Below are 25,603 nucleotides of genomic sequence, written 5' to 3'. Positions count from 1 at the left end.
TTACACCGTCAACAACCCCTTCTTCTCGATGAACGCGACGACGTCCGCGATGCCGTCGAGCGCCTTCAGGTTCGTCATCACGTAAGGCCGCTCGCCGCGCATCTTCTTCGTGTCGGACGCCATCACGTCGAGGTTCGCGCCGACGAGCGGCGCGAGATCGGTCTTGTTGATCACGAGCAGGTCGGACTTCGTGATCCCGGGGCCGCCCTTGCGCGGAATCTTCTCGCCGCCGGCGACGTCGATCACGTAGATCGTCAGGTCCGACAGCTCGGGGCTGAACGTTGCCGCGAGATTGTCGCCGCCCGACTCGATGAACACGATGTCGGCATCGGGAAAGCGCGACAGCATCCGGTCGACGGCCTCGAGGTTGATCGACGCATCCTCACGGATCGCCGTGTGCGGGCAGCCGCCCGTCTCGACGCCCATGATGCGTTCCTCGGGCAGCGCGCCCGCGACGGTCAACAGGCGCTGGTCTTCCTTCGTATAGATGTCGTTCGTGATCGCGACGAGGTCGTAGCGCTCGCGCATCGCCTTGCACAGCATTTCGAGCAGCGTGGTCTTGCCGGAGCCGACCGGGCCGCCGATGCCGACGCGCAGCGGCGGCAGTTTCTTGGTGCGGCGGGCGGGGGAGAGAGCGGATGCGTTCATGGCGTGGGTCGGGTTCAGGAGCGGAACAACCGCGAATACTGGGTTTCGTGCCGCGCGGACAGGATGCCGAGCTGCGGCGCAAACGTGTTGACGGCGTCGGGCGGCGTGGCGAGCGCGCGGCGCACGGCCGCGTCGATCGCGCCGCGCAGCGCGACGATGATGCGTTGCCCGGCAAGCTGGCCGAGCGGCACCGCTTTCAGCGCGGCCGACGTCTGGTTCTCGACCCAGCCGAACGCGTACGCGGCGAGCACGGCGTCGGCGCTCGCGTCGTGCGCGGCGGCCGCGTAGGCGAACGCGGTCGGCAGCGCGATTGGCGAAATCGTCGAGAGCGTCGTGCGGCGCGCGGCATCGCCCCATTCGAGCGATGTGCAGAGCTGCGCGAGCGACCAGCCCATCTGCTCGGTTTCGCGGCGCAACTCCGCCGATTCGCGGCTCGCGACGAACCACGCGTTCTCGCGCGCGAGCGCATCGGCGTCGTGAGCGTGCCAGCGTGCGAGCTGGTGCGCGAGGAACGGCAGTTCGCCGTGCGCGAGCACGTCGGTCAGCCCGCTCGCGATCCAGTCGCGCGCGGTGTCGGCGTCGCGGATCAGGTTCGCGTCGAGCGCGGCTTCGAATCCCTGCGAATAGCTGAACGCGCCGATCGGCAGCGCGGGCGACGCGAGATGCAGCAGCGCGACGAGCTCAGTGGTGGTCATGGCCGTGGTGGCCGTGCGTGCAGCCCGGACCATGCTGGTGATCGTGATCGTGATCGTGATCGTGATCGTGATCGTGCGAGTGCGAGTGCGAGTGCGAGTGCGAGTGGCCGTGGTGCTCGCCGAATACCTGCTGCGCGAGCGCGTAATCCTCGGCGAACGTCGCGTCATGTCCGTGCTTGTGGCCGCCGCCGTACGCACCGGATTCCGGCTGGAACGGTGCGCTCGTTGATTCGACCTGCGTGCCGAGCCGGCGCAGCATGTCCGCGAGTACCGGATCGGCTTCGAGCTTCAGGTAGCCGTCGCCGATCTCGACCGGCGTGTGACGGTTGCCGAGGTGATACGCGGCGCGCATCAGCGTGAGCGGATCGCCCGCGCGCACGAGCAGCACGGTCTCGGGCGCCGCGGCGATGCGCACGAGCGCGCCGTCGTCGGCGACGAGCACGTCGCCGTCGCGCAGCACGGTGCCGCGCGGCAGCAGGACCGCGACGTCCTCGCCGGTATCCAGCGTGGCCGCGAGGCGGCTCTTGCAGCGGGCGTCATAGGCGAGCGTGAGCGTCGGCGCGCGTGCGACGAGCGACGCGGCGAGCTTCACGTTCGGGGCAATGCGTTTGTCGAGGGTGCGCATGGAACGAAAACCGGAAATCAGAACAGGAAATAGCGCTGCGCCATCGGCAGCACCGACGCCGGTTCGCAGGTGAGCAACTGGCCGTCGGCGATCACGTCGTAGGTTTCGGGGTCGACGCTGATCGACGGGCGCCATGCGTTGTGGATCATGTCGGCCTTCGTCACGTTGCGGCAGTTGCGCACCGGCACGATGCGCTTCGCGAGCCCGTAGCGTTCGGCGATGCCCGCATCGGCGGCCATCTGCGACACGAAGGTCAGCGACGTGCGCGCGAGCGCGCCGCCGCGGGTCGCGAACATCTCGCGGTAGTGGACCGGCTGCGGCGTCGGGATCGACGCGTTCGGGTCGCCCATCTGCGCGACCGCGATCATCCCGCCCTTCAGGATCATCGACGGCTTGATCCCGAAGAACGCCGGTTCCCACAGCACGAGGTCGGCCCACTTGCCGGGTTCGATCGACCCGACTTCGTGCGCGATCCCGTGCGTGATCGCCGGGTTGATCGTGTACTTCGCGACGTAGCGTTTCGCGCGGAAGTTGTCGTTGCGGGCGCCGTCTTCCGGCAGCGCGCCGCGCTGCACTTTCATCTTGTGCGCGGTCTGCCACGTGCGGATGATCACTTCGCCGACGCGGCCCATCGCCTGTGAATCGGACGACAGCATCGACAGTGCGCCGAGATCGTGCAGGATGTCCTCGGCCGCGATCGTCTCGCGGCGGATCCGCGATTCGGCGAACGCGAGATCCTCGGCGATCGACGGATCGAGGTGATGGCACACCATCAGCATGTCGAGATGCTCGTCGAGCGTGTTGATCGTGTACGGGCGCGTCGGGTTGGTCGACGACGGCAGCACGTTCGCCTCGCCGCACACCTTCAGGATGTCGGGCGCATGGCCGCCGCCCGCGCCTTCGGTGTGGTACGTGTGGATCGTGCGGCCCTTGAACGCGGCGACCGTCGATTCGACGAAGCCGCCTTCGTTCAGCGTGTCGGTGTGGATCGCGACCTGCGTGTCGGTGTCGTCGGCCACCGACAGGCAGTTGTCGATCGCGGCGGGCGTCGTGCCCCAGTCTTCATGCAGCTTCAGGCCGATCGCGCCGGCCGCGATCTGCTCGACGAGCGGCTGCGGCAGGCTCGCGTTGCCCTTGCCGAGGAAGCCGAGGTTGATCGGCCAGCCGTCGGCCGCCTGCAGCATCCGCTCCATGTGCCACGGGCCAGGCGTGCAGGTCGTCGCGTTGGTGCCGGTGGCCGGCCCCGTGCCGCCGCCGAGCATCGTCGTGACGCCCGACGCGAGCGCCTCGTCGATCTGCTGCGGGCTGATGAAGTGGATGTGCGTGTCGATGCCACCCGCGGTGACGATCAGCCCTTCGCCGGCAATCACTTCGGTCGCGGCGCCGATCGCGATCGTCACGCCGGGCTGGATGTCGGGGTTGCCGGCCTTGCCGATCGCGGCGACGCGGCCGTGCTTGATCGCGATGTCGGCCTTCACGATGCCCCAGTGATCGAGGATCACCGCGTTCGTGATGATCGTGTCGGGCACGTCGGCGGCCACGCGCTGCGACTGGCCCATCCCGTCACGGATCACCTTCCCGCCGCCGAATTTCACTTCCTCGCCGTAGATCGTGTAGTCGCGTTCGATCTCGATCAAGAGTTCGGTATCGGCGAGCCGTACGCGGTCGCCCGTCGTCGGCCCGAACATTTCCGCGTACGCGCGGCGGCTCAAGCGTAATGTCATGGTGCTGTTCCTGAAGAGTGGGGCGCGCCTTACAGCGGCCCCATCACCTTGCCCTGAAAACCGTAGACGGCGCGGTCGCCGGCCAGCTCGACGAGCTCGACGGTGCGCGTCTGGCCCGGCTCGAAGCGCACGGCGGTGCCGGCCGCGATGTTGAGCCGGAAGCCGCGCGCGGCCGCACGGTCGAACGACAGCGCGTCGTTGACTTCGAAGAAGTGGTAGTGCGAGCCGACCTGCACCGGCCGGTCGCCGGTGTTCGCGACGACGACCGTCAGCGTCGGGCGGCCTGCGTTCAGTTCGTGCTCGCCGTCGTCGGTGAGGATTTCGCCGGGGATCATGCGGGTGGCCTCGATCACGGAATCGGGTGGTGGACGGTCACGAGCTTGGTGCCGTCCGGAAAGGTCGCCTCGACCTGGATGTCGGGGATCATCTCCGGCACGCCATCCATCACGTCGTCGCGCGTGAGCAGCGTCGTGCCGTAGTGCATCACCTCGGCGACGGTCTTGCCGTCGCGCGCGGCTTCCATCAGCGCGGCGGTGATGAATGCGACCGCCTCCGGATAGTTGAGCTTCAGACCGCGCGCGCGACGGCGCTCGGCCAGCAGCGCCGCCGTGAAGATCAGCAGCTTGTCCTTTTCTCGGGGAGTCAGTTTCATGAAGGCAATCGTTCAGGAAAACGTAATTTTTTATCGGGGCGCGGGGTTTCGGCACAGGCGCGGGTCATCGTAGCACCGCGCGATTTTCCGTGCGTCCTGTATCCGTTATGTAAGCAGCAAGGTGCGTGCCATGCCGATAAAACGTGCGGCGATGCGCGTTCGTGGTGCGCGATGCATGAATGGGGGGCAGCACGGGCGACGGCGCTGCGCCGAAACGGTGCGCGCCGGGCGGCGCGCGCTCAGGTTTGCCAGAGGCGCAGCGGCCGCGCGTCGACGCCGTGCACGATCGGTCGCAGGTAAAGCCAGCAGTCGGCGAAGTGGCGCTGAAGCGCTTCCATCGAGGTCGACACCGCGCGCACCAGCACGACGCCGGGCGTCACGCAGGTCGCGCCCGCGCGCAGCGTGTCGTCGAACGGCATCCGCGCGGCGAGCGCTTCGGCAAGTGCCGCATCGCACGCGGCGCCGGCGGCCCACAGCGTGCCGTACACGGGAAAGCCGGCGAGACCCTGCAACGCGCCGCGCAGCGGATCGCGCGCGTCGAGCAGCGCGCGCTCGGTCCACAGCGGCCGTCCGTCGGCATCGACGAGTGCCGAGCTCGACGCGATGCGGCCGGCCGACCACGTTTCGCCGGCCGCCTGCCTGCCGAGTTGCGTCGCGTCCCAGCCGATCGCGCTCGCGCCCGCGCCGAGTGTCACCGTGAAATCGAGCGCGGCGTGGGCCGCGTCGAAGAAGAGGTTGTTCTGCGGCAGCCAGTCGAGCTTCGCGTGCGCGCCGACCGTGATGCCGATGCGTTGCGTCGCGTCGAGACCGTTCGACTTGTACCACTTGGTCGCGCCGGGCGTCGTCAGCACCGCGTGCGTGCCGTCGCCGAGCGCGATGCCGATGTCGAGCCGGTCACCGCCCGCGACGCCGCCGGGCGGGTGAACGATGACCGCGTGGCAGATCGCGTCGCCTTCCGGATACAGCGGCCGCTGCACGCGCAGCGGGCCGTCGTGCAGCCGGTGGACGAGCGTCGTGCGCGCGCCGTGCCGTTCGAAGCCGAGTTCGAGGCAACCGCGCCACGATTTGGCGACGGAGGGGCGGGACAGCGAGGCGTGAGAATCAGGGGCGGACATCGGTGCAAAGCAGGGGACGGGCGCGGTGAACGAGGATGCTACCGCAACAATATACGCTTCGGCGCTCGCAGTGCAGGCAGACGCAACGCCGCTCGCAGGCCGTGCCGTTCCGCCAGCGTGGGCCGCGCCGCACGGCGACGCGCCGGATCGATGCGTCGGAGCGATAACCGGAAGCGATGCCCCTTCGGCGCCCGCCTGCTACACCGCGATCAGCTCGCGCACGCCGTTCGCCTCCATGTCCCGCGCATCGCCGCCCGCGACGATCTCGCCGCGGCTCATCACCCAGTAGTGGTCCGCGATCGAGCGCGCGAAGTCGTAGTACTGCTCGACGAGCAGCACGGTCATCTTCGATTCGTCGACCAGCTGGCGCAGCGTGCGCCCGATGTCCTGGATGATCGACGGCTGGATGCCCTCGGTCGGCTCGTCGAGGATCAGCAGCTGCGGCTCGCTCATCAGCGCGCGGCCGATCGCGAGCTGCTGCTGCTGGCCGCCCGACAGGTCGCCGCCGCGCCGTGCCCGCATGTCCTTCAGCACCGGGAACAGGTCGTAGATGCGCTCGGGCACCGACGACCGCGCCTTGCGGCTTGCCGCACCGACGAGCAGGTTTTCCTCGACGGTCAGCCGCGGAAAGATGTCGCGGCCCTGCGGCACGTAGGCAAGCCCGGCCGCGACGCGTGCATACGGCGGCAACGCGCCGAGCGGCGTGCCGCGCCACGACACGCTGCCGCTCTTCGCGGCGACGACGCCCATCAGGCAGCGCAGCAGCGTGCTCTTGCCGACGCCGTTGCGGCCGAGCAGCACGGTGAGCTTGCCGTCTTCGGCGGCGAGGTTCACGTTGCGCAGGATATGGCTGCCGCCGTAGTACTGGTTCAGTGCGTCGATCTTCAGCATCGCATCATCTTCCGAGGTAGGACTCGATCACCGCGTCGTCGCGCTTGACCTGGTCGAGCGTGCCGTGCGCGAGCACCGCGCCATTGGCCATCACCGTCACGCGGCCCGTGTCGCCCGCGAGCGCCGCGACGAAGTCCATGTCGTGCTCGACGACCATCATCGAGCAGGTGCCGCGCAGCGTGTTCAGCAGCGCGGCGAGTTCCATCGTCTCGTGATCGGTCATCCCGGCCGCCGGCTCGTCGAGCAGCAAGAGGGCAGGGCGCTGCATCAGCAGCATGCCGATCTCGAGCCGCTGCTTCTGCCCGTGCGACAGCTCGCCGGCCGCGCGATATGCATCGCTTTCAAGGCCGATCAGCGCGAGCGTTTCCTCGATCTTCGCCTGCGCGGTGCGGTCGAGCCGCGCGCGCAGCGACGCGAGCCAGCCCTTGTCGGTCTGCATCGCGAGTTCGAGGTTTTCCCACACCGGATGCTGTTCGAACACGGTCGGCTTCTGGAACTTGCGGCCGATTCCCGCACGCGCGATTTCCGGCTCGTTCATCCGGGCGAGATCGAGCGTCTGGCCGAGAAACACCTTGCCCGAATCGGCGCGCGTCTTGCCGGTGATCACGTCCATCATCGTGGTCTTGCCCGCGCCGTTCGGGCCGATCACGCAGCGCAGCTCACCGGCGTCGATCGCGAGCGACAGCTTGTTCAGCGCGCGAAAGCCGTCGAAGCTCACCTCGATGTCTTCGAGGTAGAGGATCGTGCCGTGCGACGTGTCGATGCCGGGCGGCACCACGCGGCCCATCGATGCGGTGCCGCTGACGGTCAGCAGCTCGTCTTCGGCCGGTGGCGTGAACTGGTAGAGGGCCGTGCCGTTCATCCGCGTTTCCCCTTCGCAAGCAGCGTGTCGACGAGGCCCATGATCCCGCGCGGCAGCAAGAGCGGCACCAGCACGAAGATCAGGCCGAGAAAGAACAGCCAGTATTCGGCGAAGTACGCGGTAAAGAAACTCTTCGCGCCGTTCACCGCGAACGCGCCGACGATCGGCCCGATCAGCGTGCCGCGCCCGCCCACCGCGACCCAGATCGCCATTTCGATCGAGTTGCCGGGCGACATCTCGCCGGGATTGATGATGCCGACCTGCGGCACGTACAGCGCGCCCGCGATGCCGCACAGCACGGCCGACAGCGTCCACACGAACAGCTTGTACGCGAGCGGGCTGTAGCCGAGGAACATCAACCGCGTTTCGCCGTCGCGCACCGCGGTGACCACGCGCCCGAGCTTGCTCGTGACGATCGCGCGCGCGGCGATGAACGCGAGCACGAGCGTCGCGAAAGTCAGCAGCAACAGCACCGTGCGCGTGCCGGGCGACGTGATCGCAAACCCGGCGATGCGCTTGAAGTCGGTGAAGCCGTTGTTGCCGCCGAAGCCCGTCTCGTTGCGAAAGAACAGCAGCATCGCGGCGAACGTCAGCGCCTGCGTGATGATCGACAGGTACACGCCCTTCACGCGCGAGCGGAACGTGAAGAAGCCGAACACCCACGCGAGCACGGCCGGCACGAGCACGACCAGCGCGAGCGCCCAGGCGAGATGCTGCGTGCCGCTCCAGTACCAGGGCAGCTGATGCCAGTCGAGGAACACCATGAAGTCGGGCAGGTCGCTGCCGTACTTGCCCTCGTGGCCGATCTCGCGCATCAGGTACATGCCGATCGCATAGCCGCCGAGCGCGAAGAACAGCCCGTGGCCGAGACTGAGGATGCCGCAGTAGCCCCACACGAGATCGAGCGCGAGCGCGGCGATCGCGTAGCACATCAGCTTGCCGCCCAGCGTCATCGCATACGCGGACAGGTGGAACGCGCTCGACTCGGGCGCGACCAGCGCGGCCAGCGGCACGCCGACGCCGATCGCGATGCACAGCGCGACGAGCGCGAGCCAGGCGCGGCGCGACAGCAGCGCGGGGCGCGGCGGCAGGCCGAGCGCGAAGCTTTCCTTCGCGGGCACGGCGGCAGCGGGTTTCGGCGCGTCGGCGACCGGGTTCGACAACGAATCGGTGATTGAAGTCATGTCACGCCTCCGCGCTGCGGCCCTTCGGGGCGAACATGCCCTGCGGACGTTTCTGGATGAACAGCACGATCATCACGAGCACCGCGATCTTCGCGAGCACGGCGCCCCAGAACGGCTCGATCGCCTTGCTGACGAGACCGAGCCCGAAGCCGCCGAGCACGGTGCCGGCGATCTGGCCGACGCCGCCGAGCACTACCGCCATGAACGAATCGATGATGTAGTTTTGCCCGAGATCGGGGCCCACGTTGCCGATCTGCGACAGCGCGCAGCCGCCGAGGCCAGCGATACCCGCGCCGAACGCGAACGCATACGCATCGACGCGCGCGGTCTTCACGCCGACGCACGCGGCCATCCGGCGGTTCTGCGTGACCGCGCGCACGAACAGGCCGAGCCGCGTCTTCGTCAGGACCGCCCACGCAACGAACACGACCGCGAGCGCGAACGCGAGGATCGCGAGCCGGTTGTACGGCAGGATCAGGTTCTGCATCACCGTCACGCCGCCGCTCATCCACGACGGGTTCACGACCTGCACGTTCTGCGCGCCGAACAACATGCGCGTCGCCTGGATCAGGATCAGGCTCACGCCGAACGTCGCGAGCAGCGTCTCGAGCGGGCGGCCGTACAGGTGCCGCAGCACGAGCCGTTCAAGCACGATGCCGACCAGCGCGGCCGCCGCGAACGAAACGGGCACCGCGACGAGCGGATACCAGTCGAACGCGGCCGGCGCATGGCGCTGGATCAGCGTCTGCACGACATAGGTTGCGTACGCACCGATCATCAGGAATTCGCCGTGCGCCATGTTGATCACGCCGATCAGCCCGTACGTGATCGCGAGGCCGAGCGCCGCGAGCAGCAGCACGCTGCCGAGCGACAGGCCCGCGAACACGGTGCCCACGATCTCGCCGCGGCGCTGCAGTGCGTGCAACGCGTCGAGCCCTTGCTGCGCGGCTGCGCGTACGCGCGCGTCGGGTTCCGTGTAGCTGCCGTCGGCGTTCCTCGCGACGAGCGGGCGCAACTGCTCGATCATGTCGAGATCGCTGCGCGCGGCCACCACCTGCACGGCTTCGAGACGCTTCGCCGGATCGGCATCGTGCAGCGCGGCGATGGCCCACAGTGCGTCGAGGCGGCGCTTCAATGCCGGGTCGGTTTCCTTCGCGCGTGCACGCTCGATCATCGGCTTGAGTGCCGAATCGGGCGACTTCAGCAGCGCGTCGATCGCGTCGCGACGCGCGGCGACATCGGGCGATGCGAGCGCGAGTCCCGACAGCGCGCCGGCGATCTTCGTGCGCAGCAGGTTGTTCAGCATCACGGGCTGTGCGTCGCCGGCCGGCGTCGCGGCCTGCGTCAGCGCATCGTGCGCGGTGTCGCCGGTCTGGATCAGCAGGCGGCCGTCGCCGGTCGCGAGCGCGTCGCCGGTCGACAGCGCATTGAGCAACGCGACGGCGCGCGGATCGGCATCGGCGGCGATCCGTTCGATCGCGGTTGTTTTCGCGTCGAAGTCGTCGCCGGCGAGCGCGGCGGTATCGGCGGCCGTCAGGGCGAACGCGGCGCGCGGCAGCGCGCAGGCCAGCGCGGCACAGGCGACGACCGCGACGGCGGCGCGGCGAAAGCGGGTAGGCATCGGGAGATCCTGTGGGGCGTGGGAAAGCGAATGCGTGCGGCGGTGCGCGGGCGCGTGCGGTTCGTCACCGCACGCGCGGCGGCATGCCCGCGGCAGCCTGCGAGCGGAGCGCCACACCGGTGTGCAGCGCTCCGCATCGCATCAGGCGAGCACCGCGCGCTGCCGCCGCAGGAATGCCGGGATCGAGCTGACGATGTCCGGCTTGCCCTGGTTGCCCGCGATGAACGGGCTCCACGGCTGCGCGCGGACCGCCGTCTTCGTCTTCCACACGACGTTGAATTGCCCGTCGCCCCGAATCTCGCCGATCATCACCGGCTTGTGCAGGTGGTGGTTGCCGTCCATCGAGAGCGTGAAGCCCGACGGCGCGGCGACGCTCTGACCGATCATCGCGACGCGCACCTTGTCGACATCGGTGCTCTTCGCCTTCTCGACGGCCTGCTTCCACATATGGATGCCCACATAGGTCGCCTCCATCGGGTCGTTGGTCACGCGCTTCGCGCCGCCCGGCAGGTTGTTCGCCTTCACCCACGCGGCGAACTGGTCCTTGAACTTCGTGTTCGTCGGGTTCTTCACCGACATGAAGTAGTTCCATGCGGCGAGATGGCCGACGAGCGGCTTCGTGTCGATCCCGCGTAGTTCTTCCTCGCCGACCGAGAAGGCGACCACCGGCACGTCGGTCGCCTTGATTCCCTGGTTGCCGAGTTCCTTGTAGAACGGCACGTTCGAATCGCCGTTGATCGTCGAGATCACGGTCGTCTTGCCGCCCTGCGCGAAGGTCTTGATGTTCGCGACGATCGTCTGGTAATCGCTGTGGCCGAACGGCGTGTAGACCTCCTGAATGTCGGCGTCCTTCACGCCCTTCGATTTCAGGAACGCACGCAGGATCTTGTTGGTCGTGCGCGGATACACGTAGTCGGTGCCGAGCAGGAAGAAGCGCTTCGCGCCGCCGCCTTCCGCGCCCATCAGGTACTCGACGGCCGGTATCGCCTGCTGGTTCGGCGCGGCGCCCGTGTAGAACACGTTGCGCGACATTTCCTCGCCTTCGTACTGCACCGGGTAGTAGAGCAGGCCATTCAGTTCCTCGAACACCGGCAGCACCGACTTGCGCGACACCGACGTCCAGCAGCCGAACACGCACGCGACCTTGTCCTGCGTGAGCAGCTGGCGCGCCTTCTCCGCGAACAGCGGCCAGTTCGATGCGGGATCGACGACCACCGGCTCGAGCTTGCGGCCCATCACGCCGCCGTTCTTGTTGATGTCGGCGATCGTCATCAGCGCCGTGTCCTTCAGCGATGTTTCGGAGATCGCCATCGTGCCCGACAGCGAATGCAGGATGCCGACCTTGATCGGGCCCGTGCCCGCATCGGCCGCTTGCGCGAACGGACTCTTGCCCGCCAGCGCGAGTGCACCGGCCATCGAACCGAACTTCAGCAGACTGCGACGTTTCATCGGGTTCCCCTTGACGTGTTGGATGTGCGTGCGCCGTGGTGGCGCCGGCATCCCAGTAACGCAAGGCATGTGCCAGTCGCGCGGATGCACGCTGGGCGTGCCTGACCCGGGTGGCTCAAGGGGCGCACGCGGTGCACATGACGCGTCGTGCAGCATGCGCGATCCGTTGCGGTGCAGTCGCGCGGGCGCAAATGGTGCACGGCGCGCTCGCCGAGGCACCGAAGTCAACGGAACGAGAGTGAAACACGGAAGCAGAAACGCAAACGGGCGCGCAAAGCGCGCCCGTTCGGCGGGGACCGGTGCGACCGGCGGCAATGGGCCGGTCGGCGTGGCGGCGCGCGATGCGCCGCGGGGTAGGGTGGTAACTCGTCGGTAACTCAGTAACGCGGCACGGACGGATCGACGTCACGCGACCACGCGTCGATGCCGCCCTGCAGGTTGTACAGCTTCGTGAAGCCGCGCGATTCGAGGAACATCGCGACCTGCGCGCTGCGCATTCCGTGATGGCACACGCAGACGATTTCGGCTTCGTCGTCGAGCTCTTCGCTGCGCGCGGGGATCTGCTGCATCGGGATCGACACGCTGCCGGCGATCTGCGCGGTCGAGATTTCCCACGGTTCGCGCACGTCGAGCACGACCGGCGCGGGACGCGCCGGATCGCGAAGCCATTCCGCGAGCATCGCGGGCGTCAGGATCTGCATGGGGCCGCCGCTCAGAACTTGAAACGCGACGGTTCGATCGCGTTCACGAGATGGTCGACGTAGGTCTCGAACACGTCGGCGACACGGTACTGCTTGTCGTCGATGCGCGTGATGATCTGCGCCTTCATCACCGGACGGCCACCGACGAACGCCGACAGGCGGCCGCCGATCTTCAGCTGTTCGAGCATCTGCTGCGGCACGACCGGCAGGCCGCCCGCGACGCAGATCACGTCGTACGGCGCCTTGTCGGGCCAGCCGAGCGAACCGTCGCCGAGCGCGACTTCCGCGTTCGTCACGCCGTCGTTGCGCAGGTTGTCGGCCGCGAACTTCGCGATGGCCGGATCGATCTCGACAGCCGTCACGTGCAGCGTGCGATGCGCGAACAGCGCGGCCAGGTAGCCGGAGCCCGCGCCGATCACGAGCACGTTCTCGTGCTTCTTGACCGCCAGTTCCTGCAGCATGCGCGCTTCGACGCGCGGGAACAGCATCTTGCCGCGGCCGCCGGGCAGCGGCAGCTCGAGGTCGGCGAACGCGAGATCGCGATGTTCGGGCGACACGTAGTTTTCACGCTTGACGATCGACAGCAGGCCCAGGACGTCCAGATCCAGCACGTCCCACGGCCGGATCTGTTGTTCGATCATGTTGAAACGCGCGTTTTCGATATTCATGGTGTGGTCACGCAGCCAGGTCGGCCATCAGCGGGGATAGAGAAACTTCGTGATTGTACCAAACGGGGCGGCGGCGAAGCCTTCAGACGGCCTGCAACAGACCTTTACCCCTTGCTCTTCTTGATCTGCGCTTCGAACGCGAGGTCGAGCTTGCTCGCCTTGCGCGGCTTTTGGGGGCCGAATTGGTCGACGAACTTGACGAACTCGTCGAGCGGCAGCGGCTCGCTGCGCTTCTCGGCGGTGCCGCCCGAGCGGTCGACCAGATAGAACAGGCCGCCCGCCATCGCGACGGCCGCGAACTGCGGGTTGCCGGACCGGGTCTTCAGGCGTTCGACCGCGTGGGTCGCTTTGGTGGTGCGCATCGTGCGGGTTCTTGCAGGGGCGTTGAGCCCGTTACTTTATCAAACCGGCCGCCCGCATGCGGCCGCGCGCCGTCAGACGGTGCGCGAGTAGCGCTGGCGCGGCGTCCGGCCGAGGTAGGCGTCGAACGCCATCGCGATGTTGCGCACGACCATCCGGCCGGCCGGGTGAATCGTCAGGCGGTCGCCGGCGACCGTCAGCAGCCCGTCCTGCTCGAACCCGCGCAGCGCGTCGAGCTCGCGCGCGAAGTGGTCGGCGAAGCGGATCCCGTGCGCCGCCTCGATATGCGAGAACGGCAATTCGAGGTTGCACATCAGCTGCGTGATCACATCGCGGCGCAGCCGGTCGTCGGCCGTCAGCCGAACGCCGCGCGCGATCGGCAGCCGGCCCGCGTCGAGTGCGGCGCCATAGGCCGGCAGGTCCTTCGCGTTCTGCGCATAGACATCGCCGACCTTGCCGATCGACGACACGCCGAAACCGATCAGGTCCGTATCCGCGCGCGTGCTGTAGCCCTGGAAATTGCGCTGCAGCGTGCCGTTGCGCTGCGCGCGCACGAGTTCGTCGGTTGGCCGCGCGAAGTGATCCATCCCGATATACACGTAGCCGGCCGACGTCAGCATGTCGATCGCGAGGCCGAGCAGCGCGATGCGCGTTTCGGGCGGCGGCAGCGTCGCGTCGTCGATCTGCCGCTGCATCTTGAACAGGTGCGGCATGTGCGCGTAGCCGAATACGGACAGGCGGTCCGGCGCGAGTTCGATGATCGTCTCGAGCGTGCGCGCGAACACGGCGACCGTCTGGTGCGGCAGCCCGTAGATCAGGTCGACGCTGACCGAGTGGAAGCCCGTCGCGCGCGCGGCGGACAACAGGTCGGCCGTCATCGCGAGCGGCTGGATCCGGTTGATCGCCTGCTGCACGACCGGATCGAAATCCTGCACGCCGAGGCTCAGCCGGTTGAAGCCGATGTTGCGCAGGTGGACGAGCGTCGCGGGCGTGACCGTGCGCGGGTCGATCTCGATCGAGAACTCGGCGTCGGCGTCCGGCGCGAGCACGAAATAATCGCGGGTGGCCGCCATCAGTTCGGCCGTTTCCGCGTCGGACAGGAAGGTCGGCGTGCCGCCGCCCCAGTGCAGCTGCGTGACCGGGCGCGCGGGATCGAACAGCGCGGCCTGCAGCGCCAGCTCGCGTTTCAGTTGCTCGAGATAGGGGCGCGCGCGGCGACGGTTGTTGGTCGCGATCTTGTTGCAGCCGCAATAGAAGCAGGCCGTGTTGCAGAACGGGATATGGAAGTACAGCGACAGATCGCTCGACGACGCGCCGGGATCGCGCGCGGCACGCAGGTAGTCGGCCGGTTCGAAATCGTCGCGGAACTGCAGCGCGGTAGGGTAGGACGTATAGCGCGGCCCGTTCACGCCGTACTTCGCGAGCAAATCGGGACGGAACATCGTGTCGGCAGAACCGGAATTCATGCTGGCCTCGCGCTTTTCAGATGGTTTCGAGTATATAAACGCGCGTTTCGGCTGCATTGTGTAATAACGTCGCAGCCGGCGGTGGCACAATGCGCGGTGGGCAGCCGCACGCCGCGTCCGGTTGCCGCACCGTTTTTTGTTGTTCTTGAGAGAGCCGAGTGTCCGTCGAAATGCCTGTCCGTCCGGCGCCCGCCGATGCCCCGCCGCCGCATGCGTGCCGCGAGGGGTGCGGCGCGTGCTGCATCGCGCCGTCGATTTCCTCCCCGATTCCGGGGATGCCCGACGGCAAGCCGGCCGGCGTGCGCTGCGTGCAGCTCGGCGACGACCTGCGCTGCCGGATCTTCGGCCGGCCCGAGCGTCCCGCGTGCTGTTCCGGGCTGCAGCCGTCCGCCGAGATGTGCGGTGCGTCGCGCGACGACGCGCTCGCGTGGCTGACGCGCCTCGAGGTCGCGACACAGCCGTCGCCCGGCACCGGCGCGGTGCGCTGACGCACGGTGGGTACACCGGCTCGCGCACGGAACCGGCGGCGTGTGCTCAAGCACTAACTTCGGTCCACGGCCCCCATGCGGCCGAGCCGATGGCCCGACTGCCGCTTTCGCCCGATACAGGAGATTGTCCAGCATGACCGCATCTTGCACGCCCGGCCGGCGCCGTTTCCTCGCCGTCTGCGCCGGCGCCATCGGCGCGTCGGTATCGCTCGCCGCCTGCGCGTCGACGTTCCCGTTCATCCCCGATCACTACACGTTCTCGCGCGGCGACGTGCAGAAAGCCGTCGCGCGCAAATTCCCGTACCAGAAGACGGTTGCGCAGGTCGTCGACGTGTCGCTCGCGAATCCGGCCGTCAACCTGCTGCCCGACCAGAACCGCGTCGCCGTGCAGCTCGACGCGCATTTCGTGAGTCCGTTCCTGAGCGAGCCGGTGAGCGGCAAGTTCACCGTGTCGGGCCAGCTGGCGTACGACGCGCCGAGCCGCTCGGTCGTGTTGAAGGCGCCGGCCGTCGACAGCCTCGTGCTCGACGGCAACGCGCAGATGTACGCGCAACAGGTCGGCGCGGCCGCCGGCCTGCTCGCGACGCAGGTGCTGACCAACTACCCGATCTATACGTTCAAGCCTGAGCAACTGCAATTTGCCGGAGTGAACTACGAACCCGGTACAATTACGATTCTTACAAACGGCATACGCGTGGCGATCGTCGAAAAGTGACGACGTACCGCGCGCGGCCGGGCGGGCCGCGGCGGTGACGTGGCCCATTCTCTTTCGACTACTTCGGAGTTGGGCCACGGATGGACTGGATCCTGATCTGCAAGGCATTGATCCTCGGCGTCGTCGAGGGGCTGACGGAATTCCTCCCGGTGTCGAGCACCGGCCACCTGATCGTCGCGGGCAGCTTCCTGAATTTCAACGATGCGCACGCGAAGACCTTCGACGTCGTAATCCAGTTCGGCGCGATCCTCGCGGTTTGCTGGGAATACCGGCAACGGATCGTGTCCATCGTGTCCGGTCTGCCGAGCCGGCCCGACGCGCAGCGCTTCACGCTGAACGTCGTGATCGCGACGATTCCCGCGATCGCGCTCGGCCTGCTGTTCGAGAAGAAGATCAAGGCCGTGCTGTTCTCGCCGGTGCCGGTCGCATTCGCGCTCGTGGTCGGCGGCGCGATCATCCTGTGGGCCGAGGCGCGGCAGCGCGAACGCAGCGAGCCGCCGCGCGTGCAGTCGGTCGATGCGCTCACGCCGCTCGACGCGCTGAAGGTCGGCCTCGCGCAATGTTTCGCGCTGGTGCCGGGCATGTCGCGCTCGGGCTCGACGATCATCGGCGGGATGCTGTTCGGCCTCGACCGGCGCGTCGCGACCGAATTCTCGTTCTTCCTCGCGATTCCGATCATCTTCGGCGCGACGCTCTATGAAACGGTCAAGGACTGGCAGGCGTTCACGGTCGACTCGCTCGGCCTGTTCGCGCTCGGGCTCGTTGCCGCGTTCGTCAGCGCGTTCGTGTGCGTGCGCTGGCTGCTGCGCTTCGTCGCGACGCACGACTTCACCGTGTTTGCGTGGTACCGGATCGCGTTCGGCCTGTTCGTGCTGCTCGTGGGTTACAGCGGGTGGTTGAACTGGGCGTGATGCCGGTGCGCAGGCGCGGGCGCTTCTAACGAAGAACGGCCCGATCGGCAGATGCCGGTCGGGCCGTTCTTCATTGCGCGGCGCGCAGCGTGCGGTGCGCCGTCGCAGCGGGGATTCAGGCGGCGCGCTTGCGGAACACCAGGTCCCACACACCGTGGCCGAGCCGCAACCCGCGCCGCTCGAACTTCGTGACGGGGCGGTAGTCGGGACGCGGCGCGTAGTCGGCGGCCGTGTTTTCGAGCGACGGTTCGGCGCCGAGCACTTCCAGCATCTGTTCCGCGTAGTTCTGCCAGTCGGTCGCGCAATGCAGGTACGCGCCGGGCTTCAGGCGCGACGCGAGGTGCGCGACGAGCGGCGGCTGGATCAGCCGGCGCTTGTGGTGGCGCGCCTTGTGCCACGGATCCGGGAAGAAGATGTGCACACCGTCGAGGCTTTCCGGCGCGAGCATGTGCTCGAGCACTTCGACCGCGTCGTGCTGGATGATGCGGATGTTCGGCAGGTCCTGCTCGCCGATCAGCTTCAGCAGCGCGCCGACGCCCGGCTCGTGCACCTCGACGCCGAGGAAGTCGTCGCCCGGGCGGTGCGCGGCGATTTCCGCGGTCGACGCGCCCATCCCGAAGCCGATCTCGAGGATGCGTGGTGCGCTGCGGCCGAACACGGCGTCCCAGTCGGGAATTTCAGCTGTGTACGGGACGACGAAGCGCGGGCCGAACTCGTCGAGCGCGCGGCGCTGGCCGGTCGACACGCGACCGGCGCGCGTCACGAAGCTGCGGATGCGGCGGTGGTGCAGCGGATTGACTTCGTCGGCGCCGTCGGCGGCTTCGTCGGGGAGGGCGGCGTCGTCCGGCGGCAGGCCGGCTTCGTTGGGATCGTCGTGCATCATCGGTGACAGAGAAAGGCTCGGTTCGGGGCGCGGGCCCGTTACGCGCAGCGGTGCGCCGGATGAACGGGCACATGGTACAAAAAAGCCGCCTTCGACGAGGCGGCTCTTGCGCTGGCTGCCGTGCAGCCGAAGGTGGAGCGGGCGATGGGAATCGAACCCACGTCATCAGCTTGGGAAGCTGAGGTAATGGCCATTATACGACGCCCGCAGAACGGGTAATTGTACAGGGTTTGGCCGCGACGTTGCAAGCGAGGCGTTTTGGCCGCTGGCCTCGAACCCGGCATGGCTCGGCGTAGAGGCGATGGCATCACCGGGAAAGGTCATCAAGGATCGGCCGGAAGCGGTCCGTCGATGCAACGCGAAATGGAGCGCGCCCGCGGCGCACCGGTACGCGAGCCGGTGTCGAAATTAGACGAGTCGGTGTCGGAACCATACAAGCCCCGGTGCGGCTTTCGAACTAACGTGACAGACCTCTTACCCGATCGTTAGTCTGGAGCCGACATGTCCGATTTCATCACCGTTCTGCGAAAAACCTGCCCGACCCCGGTCGTCGATGCGACCAAATGGAAACGCATCGGCGGCGATCCGCACACCGTGAACCTCAACGCCTACCTGTCCAAGGACGGCAGCAAGATCATGGGCACGTGGATCTGCACGCCGGGCAAGTTCGAGGTGAACTACGAGAAGTGGGAGTACTGCCACTTCCTCGACGGCTACTGCATCATCACGCCGGAAGGCGAGGAGGCGGTACACCTCAAAGCGGGCGACGTTTTCGTTATCGAGCCCGGCATGAAAGGGACCTGGGAAGTGGTGGAGACGGTGCGCAAGTATTTCGTCTTCGCCTGACGCTCGCATGACGCGTCATTCCACCGGGCTTTCGGCAGGAATGACGGTCCGGCGGATTCCGGTTCAGTAGACCCGTTCCGGTTCGCGAACAGCTCGCCGAGCGTGGTCGCACGCTCGGCCGGTCCCGCTATCCGGCCGCGCGCGCCGGGCGCCTGACGCTCACGATAGGCGCTCGGCGACATCCCGTACGCGCGCCGAAACTCGCACCCGAGATGCAACGCGTCGGCAAATCCGCAGCCCGCCGCGATTTCGGAAATGTTCTCGTCCAGATGCATCGGCGTCCATGCGGCCATGCGAATCCGGATCGCCCGCTAGCAGGCGGCCGCGCCGCGCTGCCCGATGCGATTCGACGAATCCCGGGTGAAGCTTACTTCTCGACGCTCAGCGCCTTTTCGATCGCGGCAATCAATTTGAACGCATCGTCGCGGCCGATCAGCAGGCCGCGACTCGTGTACTCGCAGCCAAACGCGTAGAAGCTCGGCAAAAGCGTGATCGCATCGTTCTGTCGATCGAAATCGACTTCGCATTTCGTCAACGGAAAGAACGGAGGGGCTTCGCCGGGCGGCTTGTACATGGCGTTCTCCTAGTACGGCTTGCGAGGCGGCAACATGCGCTTGGCGCGCAGGCGCTGTCTCGCGACGGCGCTGGCCTTCTCGCGCTTGCGCTGGGTCGTCGGTTTTTCGTAGCCGGCGCGACTGCGCAACTCGCGGATCAAGCCTGTCTTCTCGATGTCTCGCCGAAAGCGCCGAAGCGCGACATCGACCGGTTCGTTGGGCTTCAGGATGATCGTCGTCATGCAGATCCCGTTTTCAAATAATGCGTGAAGGAACGCTGGTCGAGCGAAGTTGTGACGGCACTCGCCATATCGTCGGATCGCATTCGAAATAGCCGGCGCGGATCGACGGTGTGCGCGCGGCGGAAAGCATCTGCGACGCCCGGTAATGACGTAACGCCGAACTGGCGAGGCCGTTATGCGGAGCTGCGTCGGATTCGGCGATCTCGTGCAGTGCAATCGGGACGATGCGCGCGCCGATTATCGTTTCGTGATCCGAAGTGATATACGACCGCGCTGCCGCCGCAAGATACGTCAGTGGGAGTTGGCGAAGAGCGGCTCCTAGCCGCGATTGCCGTCGATGATCTCTTCCGCGTAGCGAAGGGACGCCCGGCGCGCTTCGCCCGCCGATTCGAACGGCGCGTTGTCGAGCAGCCGGAATGTTTCGCTGCGGGTCACCGTGTCGGTGGTGCCGCGCTGGCAAATCTTCACGGCCGCGTCGAAGCCGCCGTCGTAGTTGTGCGGGTTGCCGTTCTGTGACGGCACGTGCGGATAAATCAGCGGATAGATTTCGAAGCCACGATAGAGATGCATGCTCATGATGAACTCCTGGGTTCGGCAGCGACAAATCGCGTGGACGAACACATCCGACCGGTATCACCGCTGCGCGGCGCGACGGGTAGGGTGAAAAAGGCAGCGATGCGTGCTGATGAACGCACGACGCAGCAAGGAGGAAGATGGCGGGGCGAGCGGCCAGCAACTCGACCACCCGTGCTCGGACAAATTCATCATACGCGCTTCGTGTTGGTTGTCCATCTCATTCAGTGCCAGCGCGGTGCGATGCGCGGATTCGACGCACGCAACGCGCATCGCGCATGACGGAGCATTCATCGGTATTCCGATGCCGTGCGGCGCGATTCGGGCGATTCCGATGGAGCCGCATGACGCCGCGTCGTCGTGATGATCGCGAGCCTGCAAGACATCGCGCAAGCACCTATGATGCAGCGATCCGCCAGCGCGCCGGCCGCATCGCGTGCATGGCCCGCGAACGCAGAACGTTTCCTCCGGAACCCGACCATGCGCATCACCGACATTCGCGAGCAAGCGATCCCGGTTTCCCGTTATGCCGACCCGGCGATTCCGTCGGGCGGCCTGACGACGAGCGTCGTCGCGATCATCACGGATGTCGTGCGCGACGGCCGCCCGGTGACGGGTTACGGTTACGCGTCGGTCGGCCGCTATGCGCAGGGTGGGCTGATTCGCGAACGGTTCGGGCCGCGGCTGCTTGCCGCCGCGGACACCATCGCCGACGACGCCGGTACGAACCTCGATCCGTTTCGCGCATGGCGCGCGATGATGGCCGGCGAGAAGCCGGGCGGTCACGGCGAACGCTGCGTGGCGGTGGGCGTGCTCGACATGGCGATCTGGGATGCCGCCGCGAAGATCGCCGGCCTGCCGCTCCATCGCTTGCTTGCCGACCGGCTCGCGCGCCACGCAGCGCGTCGCGTGCGCGTGTACGCCGGCGGCGGCTACCGTTATCCGCACGACGATCTCGCGCGCCTGTCGGACGAGATGCGTCGCATCGCCGATCTCGGCTACACGCATGCGAAGATCAAGATCGGCGGCCCGGATATCGACAACGACAAAAGACGCATCGAAGTCGCCGCTGCCTGTCTTGCCGACAGCTCGCATCTCGCGGTCGACGCGATGAACACGTACGACGGGGCGAGCGGGCGCGCCGCCGCCGCGATGCTGGCACCGTTCGCGCTCTGGTGGTTCGAGGATCTCTGCGATCCGCTCGACCTGCCGCTGCATGCGGACCTGACTGCGCAATACACGCCGCCGGTCGCGGCCGGCGAGGCGCTGTTCTCGCTCGCGGAAGCGAAGCTGCTCGAACGCTACGGCGGGCTGCGAGCGGACCGCGACGTCCTCGTGTTCGATCCGGTTCATTGCTACGGCCTGCCGGGCTACCTGCAGATCGTCGATCATTTCGTGTCGAACGGCTGGCGGCGCGATGCGTTCTGGCCGCACGGCGGTCATCTGTTCTCGCTGCACGTCGTGGCGGCGCTCGGGCTCGGCGGCGCGGAAGTCAGTCCGTTCGCGTTCCACCCGTTCAGCGGGTTGCCGGACGGCGAAACGCTCGACGCCGGCTGCGCGGCCGTGCCACAGGCGCCGGGCATCGGCTTCGAGCTTCACGCCGATGCATATCGCACGTTTCGCTCGGTAGCGGGCCGCTGAGCGGCTAGGCCCGCACGACCGTCACGCCCGCTGCCTCGATCGGCTTGATCAGCGCCGAGTCGGTTTCCTGTTCGACCACGATGGTTTGCGCGAGCGCAAGCTCGCCGATCACGAACTGCGACGCCGCACGCAATTTGGATTGCGAAGCAAGGACGACCGTCTCGCCGGCACGTCCGGCGAGTGCACGCTTGATCGCCGCTTCCTCGAAATCGCCGGTGCTCAGCCCCGCGACCGGATGGACGCCGGTCACACCCATGAAGTACAGGTCCGCGTGGATACGCGAGATCCCTTCCATCGCCGCGGCGCCCACCGCGACGATCGAATGCTTGTACAACCGTCCGCCGATCAGGATCACATCGATCGACGGATGCGCGGCAAGCGCGACGGCGACGCTCGGGCTGTGCGTGACGATCGTCGCGCGCAGGTCGGGCGGCAACTGGCTGACGAGCAGCGCCGACGTCGTGCCGCCGTCGACTATCGCGACCTGACCGGGCGCGATCATCTGCGCGGCCCGACGCGCGATGCGCCGTTTTTCCGCGGTTTCGAGCGTCTCGCGCTGCGCGAACGGCGCGACGGCGGGTGACGCCGGCAGCGCGCCGCCGTGCACGCGTTGCAGCAGGCCTTCGGCCGCCAGTTCGCGCAGGTCGCGGCGGATTGTGTCCTCGGACACGCCGAATTGCACGCTCAGCTCGATGGCCAGCACCTGGCCGTCGCGGGCGAGTGCGTCGAGGATGGCTTTCTTGCGTTGGATCGTCAGCATTGGGTATGCACGAAATTTCTTGAAATTGCACGAATATGCACGTTACCATGGGCGCCGTCACATGTCGAATGGGAGGCCGCCATGGCCGCAACGCAGGACCGCGTCCGCATCGTCGATACGACGGTGCTGTCCGATGACTGGTATGTGCTGAAGAAGGTGACGTTCGATTTCCTGCGCCGCGATGGCACGTGGCAGCGCCTGAGCCGCGAAACCTATGACCGCGGCAACGGTGCGACCATCCTGCTGCGCAACGCGGCGACGGGCGACGTGCTGCTCACGCGGCAGTTCCGGATGCCGGCGTTCGTCAACGGACACGACGGAATGCTGCTCGAAGCCGCCGCCGGCCTGCTCGACGACGCGACGCCCGACGCACGCATTCGCGCGGAAGCCGAAGAGGAAACCGGCTATCGCGTGCGCGGCGTGCGCAAGGTGTTCGAGGCGTTCATGAGCCCGGGCTCGGTGACGGAGAAGCTGCATTTCTTCGTCGGCGAATACGATGCGTCGCTGCGCACGGGCGACGGAGGCGGCATCGCGGAAGAAGGCGAGGATCTCGAGGTCGTCGAGATGCCGCTGCACGCGGCGCTGGATGCCGTCGAGCGCGGTGAAATCGTCGACGCGAAGACGATCATGCTGCTGCAGTACGTCGCGTTGCGGGAACCCGCTGGCGTGCGCACCGCGACTGCGTGATGCCGCGTTACGGTGGTCGAACGGGCGTATGATCGCGCGATGCCCGTCCGGCACCGTTCGACGCCATCGCCGCTCCATCATGCCGCTTTCCGATTCCCCCGATTTACCCGATTCCTCCGGCTCCGCCGATTCCAGCGCCGCTGGCGCGCAACTGCCGGCGCATCTGGTCGCGTCAGCCGTCGACGCGCTCGCGCGCGCCGATGCGTTGTTGGTGACGGCCGGCGCCGGCATCGGTGTCGATTCGGGGCTGCCCGATTTCCGCGGCACGGACGGCTTCTGGCGCGCGTATCCGGCGCTGCGCCACGAGCGTTTCGAGTTCCACGAAATCGCGTCGCCGCAGGCGTTCCGCGCACATCCGCAGCTTGCATGGGGATTCTATGGGCATCGTCTCGCGCTCTATCGTGAGACGGTGCCGCACGCGGGCTTCGCGATTCTGCGGCGCTGGATGGACGCGATGCCGAACGGCGGCTTCGTGCTGACGAGCAATGTCGACGGCCAGTTCCAGAAGGCGGGTTTCGATCCGGCGCGCGTCGCCGAGATCCACGGTTCGATTCATTCGATGCAGTGCCTGCGACCGTGCTCGGACGACACCTGGGACGCCGCGCCGTTCACGCCCGACGTCGATACAGCCACGTGCCGGCTGGTCGGCGAACTGCCGCGCTGCCCGCGTTGCGGCGGCCTGGCGCGGCCGAACATCCTGATGTTCGGCGACGATGGCTGGCTCGGCGAACGGTACGACGCACAGGAGCGGGCACTGCAGGACTGGATCGCACAGGCCGGTTGGGTGACCGTCGTCGAGATCGGCGCCGGCACCGCGATTCCGACCGTGCGGCTGCTGAGCGAACGCCTTGGCGCCGACGTGATCCGCATCAACGCACGCGAAGCCCATGCGCGCCGCGCGGACGTGGTCGGGCTGCAGGGCGGCGCGCTCGCGACGCTGACCGCGCTCGACCGCGCGTGGCGCGGCGGCTGAGCGCCGCGATACGAACCGTTGGGTGAGCGAGTCGTATACCGCGTTCGGGTCGTCGTACGCGGCGACCATCCCGTCGCCCGCGGTCCGGCACCGCGCATGCCGACCGGCCTGCGGCATTGCCGTCGCGGCGCGATTCCGCATACAGTTCGACGTAGGCCGCGTCCGCCACGCGGCCTCGTCAGCGAGGAGCTCCCTTGTTCTATTCGATCGTCGCGATCTTCGTCGGCGCCGGGCTCGGCGCATTGCTGCGCTGGTTCCTGGCCCTTGCGCTCAACGAATTCTTTCCCGCCGTGCCGCTCGGCACGCTTGCCGCGAACCTGATCGGCGGCTACGTGATCGGCGTGGCCGCCGTCGTATTTACCGCGCGCGTCGGGCTGCCGCCCGAGTGGCGGCTGTTCGTGATCACGGGCTTCCTCGGCGGCCTCACGACGTTCTCGACCTATTCGGTCGAAGTGATGACGCACGCGGTGCAGGGCGAATTCGGATGGGCGATCGCGGTGGCTGCCCTACACTTGACTGGATCGTTCACGCTGACGGCGCTCGGCATGTGGACCGCGCGCGCGTGGTTCGCGGCGGCCTGAGCGCGCCGGCACCGGGAGGGTGCGATGGACAGGGTCTTCTTGCGCTTCTATGTGCACGAGCAGCACCGGCTGCACTGGAAGCCGCTATGGGAGTGGTTGCTGGAGGAAGGAAACCGGATGGGCATCGCGGGCGGTTCCGCGTTCCGCGCGATGGCCGGCTTCGGCCGGCATCGGGTGCTGCACGAGGACCGCTTTTTCGAGCTGCAGGGGTCGCTTGCGATCGAGGTCGAATTCATCGCCACCGAGGACGAGGCGCAGCGGTTGCTCGAGCGGCTGTCGCGCGAGAAGGTGCGCGTGTGCTACGCGATGATGCCGGCGCGCTTCGGCGTGATCGACACGCTCGCGGCGCCGCCGGCGCAGGGGCCGGCAGCGTAGCGCCGCGCGTCAGATGCCGAACATCGTCAGCGACACGGCGGCGCGCGTGACGACCATCAGCAGCACCTGCACGATCACGAACAGCAGGATCGGCGACAGGTCGATGCCGCCGAGGTTCGGGATCACGCGGCGCAGCGGGTTCAGGAACGGCGCGGTGAGCTGGTAGAGAATCGGCATGGCCGGCGAGCGCGGATTGAGCCACGACAGCAGCGCCATCAGGATCGTCATCCAGATCACGAGATTGAGCGCCCACTTCACGACGGTCAGCAGCGCCACCACGACGAGCGTCGCGATCACCGAGGCCGGATCGAAGCCGGCCATCACGACCATCAGCACCACATAGACGAGCGCGGTGAGCAGCGCGGCGACGACGCTCGCCCAGTCGATGCCGCGCACGCCCGCGATCACGTGGCGCAGCGGCAGCACGAGCCAGTTGGTCGCCTGCAGCACGGCCTGCGTGACGGGGTTGTACGGCGGCACGCGGACGGCCTGCATCCAGACGCGCAGGATCAGCGCGGCGCCGAACAGCGTGAAGAGGGTATTGAGCAGAAAACGGGCGATCTCGCCGAACATCGTTGGCATCCTTTTTTTACAGTCGAGTAGCGTGCGGCCGCCAACGCCGGATGGCGGCGCATCGGCCGACACCTTATCACGCCTCGTCGTGCGGCGGGGAGGGGTGCCCGGTCGTGCGCGCGAGCGACGTTTCGACGGCA

The 25,603-nt window shown here is 67.4% G+C and carries 31 protein-coding genes, 1 tRNA gene and 1 pseudogene; 9 read left to right on the top strand and 24 right to left on the bottom strand.

All coding sequences use genetic code 11. The annotated features are described in order from the left end of the window. The 16 genes from ureG to hemN all read right to left on the bottom strand — a co-directional run bounded on the left by ureG (position 1) and on the right by hemN (position 14,661). Positions 1-648, bottom strand: coding sequence for an urease accessory protein UreG (ureG, locus tag F3J14_RS23285; RefSeq protein WP_166725012.1), 648 nt, complete (start codon positions 646-648; stop codon positions 1-3). 14 nt (positions 649-662) lie between these two features. Further along, entirely contained in the window at positions 663-1,343 is a 681-nt protein-coding gene (locus F3J14_RS23280; RefSeq protein WP_166725011.1) for an urease accessory UreF family protein, read from the bottom strand. After that, positions 1,330-1,968, bottom strand: coding sequence for an urease accessory protein UreE (gene ureE, locus F3J14_RS23275; RefSeq protein WP_166725010.1), 639 nt, complete (start codon positions 1,966-1,968; stop codon positions 1,330-1,332). The genes F3J14_RS23280 and ureE overlap by 14 nt, the downstream gene beginning before the upstream one ends. A 17-nt stretch (positions 1,969-1,985) precedes the next feature. Beyond that, positions 1,986-3,692, bottom strand: a complete 1,707-nt coding sequence (gene ureC / locus F3J14_RS23270) for an urease subunit alpha (protein ID WP_166725009.1) — start codon at positions 3,690-3,692, stop codon at positions 1,986-1,988. Between the two features lie 29 nt (positions 3,693-3,721). Beyond that, the gene (locus tag F3J14_RS23265) at positions 3,722-4,027 is read right to left on the bottom strand and encodes an urease subunit beta (RefSeq protein WP_105787393.1); all 306 of its coding nucleotides are present in this window, start codon (positions 4,025-4,027) and stop codon (positions 3,722-3,724) included. Positions 4,028-4,041: 14 nt separating this feature from the next. Next, positions 4,042-4,344, bottom strand: a complete 303-nt coding sequence (gene ureA / locus F3J14_RS23260; RefSeq protein WP_006406310.1) for an urease subunit gamma — start codon at positions 4,342-4,344, stop codon at positions 4,042-4,044. A gap of 239 nt (positions 4,345-4,583) precedes the next feature. Beyond that, a complete protein-coding gene (locus tag F3J14_RS23255) occupies positions 4,584-5,459 on the bottom strand; it encodes an urease accessory protein UreD (RefSeq protein WP_166725008.1) in 876 nt (291 codons plus the stop codon). A gap of 198 nt (positions 5,460-5,657) precedes the next feature. Further along, positions 5,658-6,350 (bottom strand): urea ABC transporter ATP-binding subunit UrtE, encoded by a 693-nt coding sequence (gene urtE, locus F3J14_RS23250; protein WP_166725007.1) that lies wholly within the window; start codon positions 6,348-6,350, stop codon positions 5,658-5,660. Between the two features lie 4 nt (positions 6,351-6,354). Next, entirely contained in the window at positions 6,355-7,212 is an 858-nt protein-coding gene (gene urtD, locus F3J14_RS23245; RefSeq protein ID WP_166725006.1) for an urea ABC transporter ATP-binding protein UrtD, read from the bottom strand. Continuing rightward, a complete protein-coding gene (gene urtC / locus F3J14_RS23240) occupies positions 7,209-8,396 on the bottom strand; it encodes an urea ABC transporter permease subunit UrtC (protein WP_166725005.1) in 1,188 nt (395 codons plus the stop codon). Before urtC ends, urtD begins: the two co-directional genes overlap by 4 nt. A 1-nt stretch (position 8,397) precedes the next feature. Further along, positions 8,398-10,017, bottom strand: a complete 1,620-nt coding sequence (gene urtB / locus F3J14_RS23235; protein WP_166725004.1) for an urea ABC transporter permease subunit UrtB — start codon at positions 10,015-10,017, stop codon at positions 8,398-8,400. 141 nt (positions 10,018-10,158) lie between these two features. Then, positions 10,159-11,466: an urea ABC transporter substrate-binding protein gene (gene urtA, locus F3J14_RS23230; protein WP_166725003.1), complete on the bottom strand. Its 1,308-nt coding sequence runs from the start codon at positions 11,464-11,466 to the stop codon at positions 10,159-10,161. A gap of 377 nt (positions 11,467-11,843) precedes the next feature. Next, a complete protein-coding gene (locus F3J14_RS23225; RefSeq protein ID WP_006758748.1) occupies positions 11,844-12,167 on the bottom strand; it encodes a rhodanese-like domain-containing protein in 324 nt (107 codons plus the stop codon). A gap of 11 nt (positions 12,168-12,178) precedes the next feature. Then, a complete protein-coding gene (locus F3J14_RS23220; protein WP_166725002.1) occupies positions 12,179-12,835 on the bottom strand; it encodes a protein-L-isoaspartate O-methyltransferase in 657 nt (218 codons plus the stop codon). 104 nt (positions 12,836-12,939) lie between these two features. Continuing rightward, entirely contained in the window at positions 12,940-13,197 is a 258-nt protein-coding gene (locus F3J14_RS23215) for a hypothetical protein (protein WP_006752100.1), read from the bottom strand. A gap of 72 nt (positions 13,198-13,269) precedes the next feature. Then, positions 13,270-14,661, bottom strand: coding sequence for an oxygen-independent coproporphyrinogen III oxidase (hemN, locus tag F3J14_RS23210; protein WP_166725001.1), 1,392 nt, complete (start codon positions 14,659-14,661; stop codon positions 13,270-13,272). Between the two features lie 170 nt (positions 14,662-14,831). Between hemN and F3J14_RS23205 the strand changes: the two genes are divergently transcribed. The 3 genes from F3J14_RS23205 to F3J14_RS23195 all read left to right on the top strand — a co-directional run bounded on the left by F3J14_RS23205 (position 14,832) and on the right by F3J14_RS23195 (position 16,775). Next, positions 14,832-15,149, top strand: a complete 318-nt coding sequence (locus F3J14_RS23205) for a YkgJ family cysteine cluster protein (protein WP_166725000.1) — start codon at positions 14,832-14,834, stop codon at positions 15,147-15,149. Between the two features lie 133 nt (positions 15,150-15,282). Next, positions 15,283-15,864: a DUF1439 domain-containing protein gene (locus F3J14_RS23200; protein WP_166724999.1), complete on the top strand. Its 582-nt coding sequence runs from the start codon at positions 15,283-15,285 to the stop codon at positions 15,862-15,864. An 80-nt stretch (positions 15,865-15,944) separates the two neighbouring features. After that, positions 15,945-16,775, top strand: a complete 831-nt coding sequence (locus F3J14_RS23195; RefSeq protein WP_044846253.1) for an undecaprenyl-diphosphate phosphatase — start codon at positions 15,945-15,947, stop codon at positions 16,773-16,775. Positions 16,776-16,890: 115 nt separating this feature from the next. Here the strand turns inward: F3J14_RS23195 and trmB are convergent, their stop codons facing one another. Continuing rightward, entirely contained in the window at positions 16,891-17,658 is a 768-nt protein-coding gene (gene trmB, locus F3J14_RS23190) for a tRNA (guanosine(46)-N7)-methyltransferase TrmB (protein ID WP_166724998.1), read from the bottom strand. 133 nt (positions 17,659-17,791) lie between these two features. Then, positions 17,792-17,866, bottom strand: a tRNA-Gly gene (locus F3J14_RS23185). A gap of 293 nt (positions 17,867-18,159) precedes the next feature. On the opposite strand from F3J14_RS23185, the gene F3J14_RS23180 reads away from it, so the two are divergent. Beyond that, positions 18,160-18,504: a cupin domain-containing protein gene (locus F3J14_RS23180; RefSeq protein WP_006758755.1), complete on the top strand. Its 345-nt coding sequence runs from the start codon at positions 18,160-18,162 to the stop codon at positions 18,502-18,504. Between the two features lie 167 nt (positions 18,505-18,671). On the opposite strand, the pseudogene F3J14_RS36230 reads toward F3J14_RS23180, so the two are convergent. The 4 genes and pseudogenes from F3J14_RS36230 to F3J14_RS23160 form a co-directional block, all read right to left on the bottom strand. Continuing rightward, positions 18,672-18,803 (bottom strand): annotated as a pseudogene (locus tag F3J14_RS36230) (AraC family transcriptional regulator); the annotation flags it as partial. Positions 18,804-18,871: 68 nt separating this feature from the next. After that, positions 18,872-19,078: a hypothetical protein gene (locus F3J14_RS23170; RefSeq protein WP_166724997.1), complete on the bottom strand. Its 207-nt coding sequence runs from the start codon at positions 19,076-19,078 to the stop codon at positions 18,872-18,874. Between the two features lie 9 nt (positions 19,079-19,087). Next, a complete protein-coding gene (gene rpsU, locus F3J14_RS23165; RefSeq protein WP_166724996.1) occupies positions 19,088-19,300 on the bottom strand; it encodes a 30S ribosomal protein S21 in 213 nt (70 codons plus the stop codon). A gap of 318 nt (positions 19,301-19,618) precedes the next feature. Continuing rightward, a complete protein-coding gene (locus F3J14_RS23160) occupies positions 19,619-19,876 on the bottom strand; it encodes a hypothetical protein (protein ID WP_166724995.1) in 258 nt (85 codons plus the stop codon). Positions 19,877-20,353: 477 nt separating this feature from the next. Between F3J14_RS23160 and F3J14_RS23155 the strand changes: the two genes are divergently transcribed. Then, positions 20,354-21,514, top strand: a complete 1,161-nt coding sequence (locus F3J14_RS23155) for an enolase C-terminal domain-like protein (RefSeq protein WP_166724994.1) — start codon at positions 20,354-20,356, stop codon at positions 21,512-21,514. Positions 21,515-21,518: 4 nt separating this feature from the next. Here the strand turns inward: F3J14_RS23155 and F3J14_RS23150 are convergent, their stop codons facing one another. Further along, positions 21,519-22,274 (bottom strand): DeoR/GlpR family DNA-binding transcription regulator, encoded by a 756-nt coding sequence (locus F3J14_RS23150; RefSeq protein WP_166724993.1) that lies wholly within the window; start codon positions 22,272-22,274, stop codon positions 21,519-21,521. 81 nt (positions 22,275-22,355) lie between these two features. Here F3J14_RS23150 and F3J14_RS23145 point away from each other — a divergent pair, with 81 nt between their 5' ends. The 4 genes from F3J14_RS23145 to F3J14_RS23130 all read left to right on the top strand — a co-directional run bounded on the left by F3J14_RS23145 (position 22,356) and on the right by F3J14_RS23130 (position 24,890). Further along, positions 22,356-22,961 (top strand): NUDIX domain-containing protein, encoded by a 606-nt coding sequence (locus tag F3J14_RS23145; protein WP_166724992.1) that lies wholly within the window; start codon positions 22,356-22,358, stop codon positions 22,959-22,961. 79 nt (positions 22,962-23,040) lie between these two features. Then, a complete protein-coding gene (locus F3J14_RS23140; protein ID WP_166724991.1) occupies positions 23,041-23,934 on the top strand; it encodes a Sir2 family NAD-dependent protein deacetylase in 894 nt (297 codons plus the stop codon). Between the two features lie 194 nt (positions 23,935-24,128). Beyond that, positions 24,129-24,515 carry a fluoride efflux transporter CrcB gene (crcB, locus tag F3J14_RS23135; protein WP_166724990.1) on the top strand — a complete coding sequence of 129 codons (387 nt, stop codon included), beginning with the start codon at positions 24,129-24,131 and terminating at the stop codon, positions 24,513-24,515. 24 nt (positions 24,516-24,539) lie between these two features. Next, positions 24,540-24,890, top strand: coding sequence for a DUF190 domain-containing protein (locus tag F3J14_RS23130; RefSeq protein ID WP_166724989.1), 351 nt, complete (start codon positions 24,540-24,542; stop codon positions 24,888-24,890). A 9-nt stretch (positions 24,891-24,899) separates the two neighbouring features. Here the strand turns inward: F3J14_RS23130 and F3J14_RS23125 are convergent, their stop codons facing one another. After that, the gene (locus F3J14_RS23125) at positions 24,900-25,463 is read right to left on the bottom strand and encodes a YggT family protein (RefSeq protein WP_006752080.1); all 564 of its coding nucleotides are present in this window, start codon (positions 25,461-25,463) and stop codon (positions 24,900-24,902) included. Positions 25,464-25,603 lie beyond the last annotated feature (140 nt).

Origin of the sequence: Burkholderia sp. Tr-862, from assembly GCF_011753085.1 — a bacterium.
GTDB lineage: Bacteria > Pseudomonadota > Gammaproteobacteria > Burkholderiales > Burkholderiaceae > Burkholderia > Burkholderia ambifaria.
This window is presented reverse-complemented; position numbering and strand designations above follow the sequence as displayed.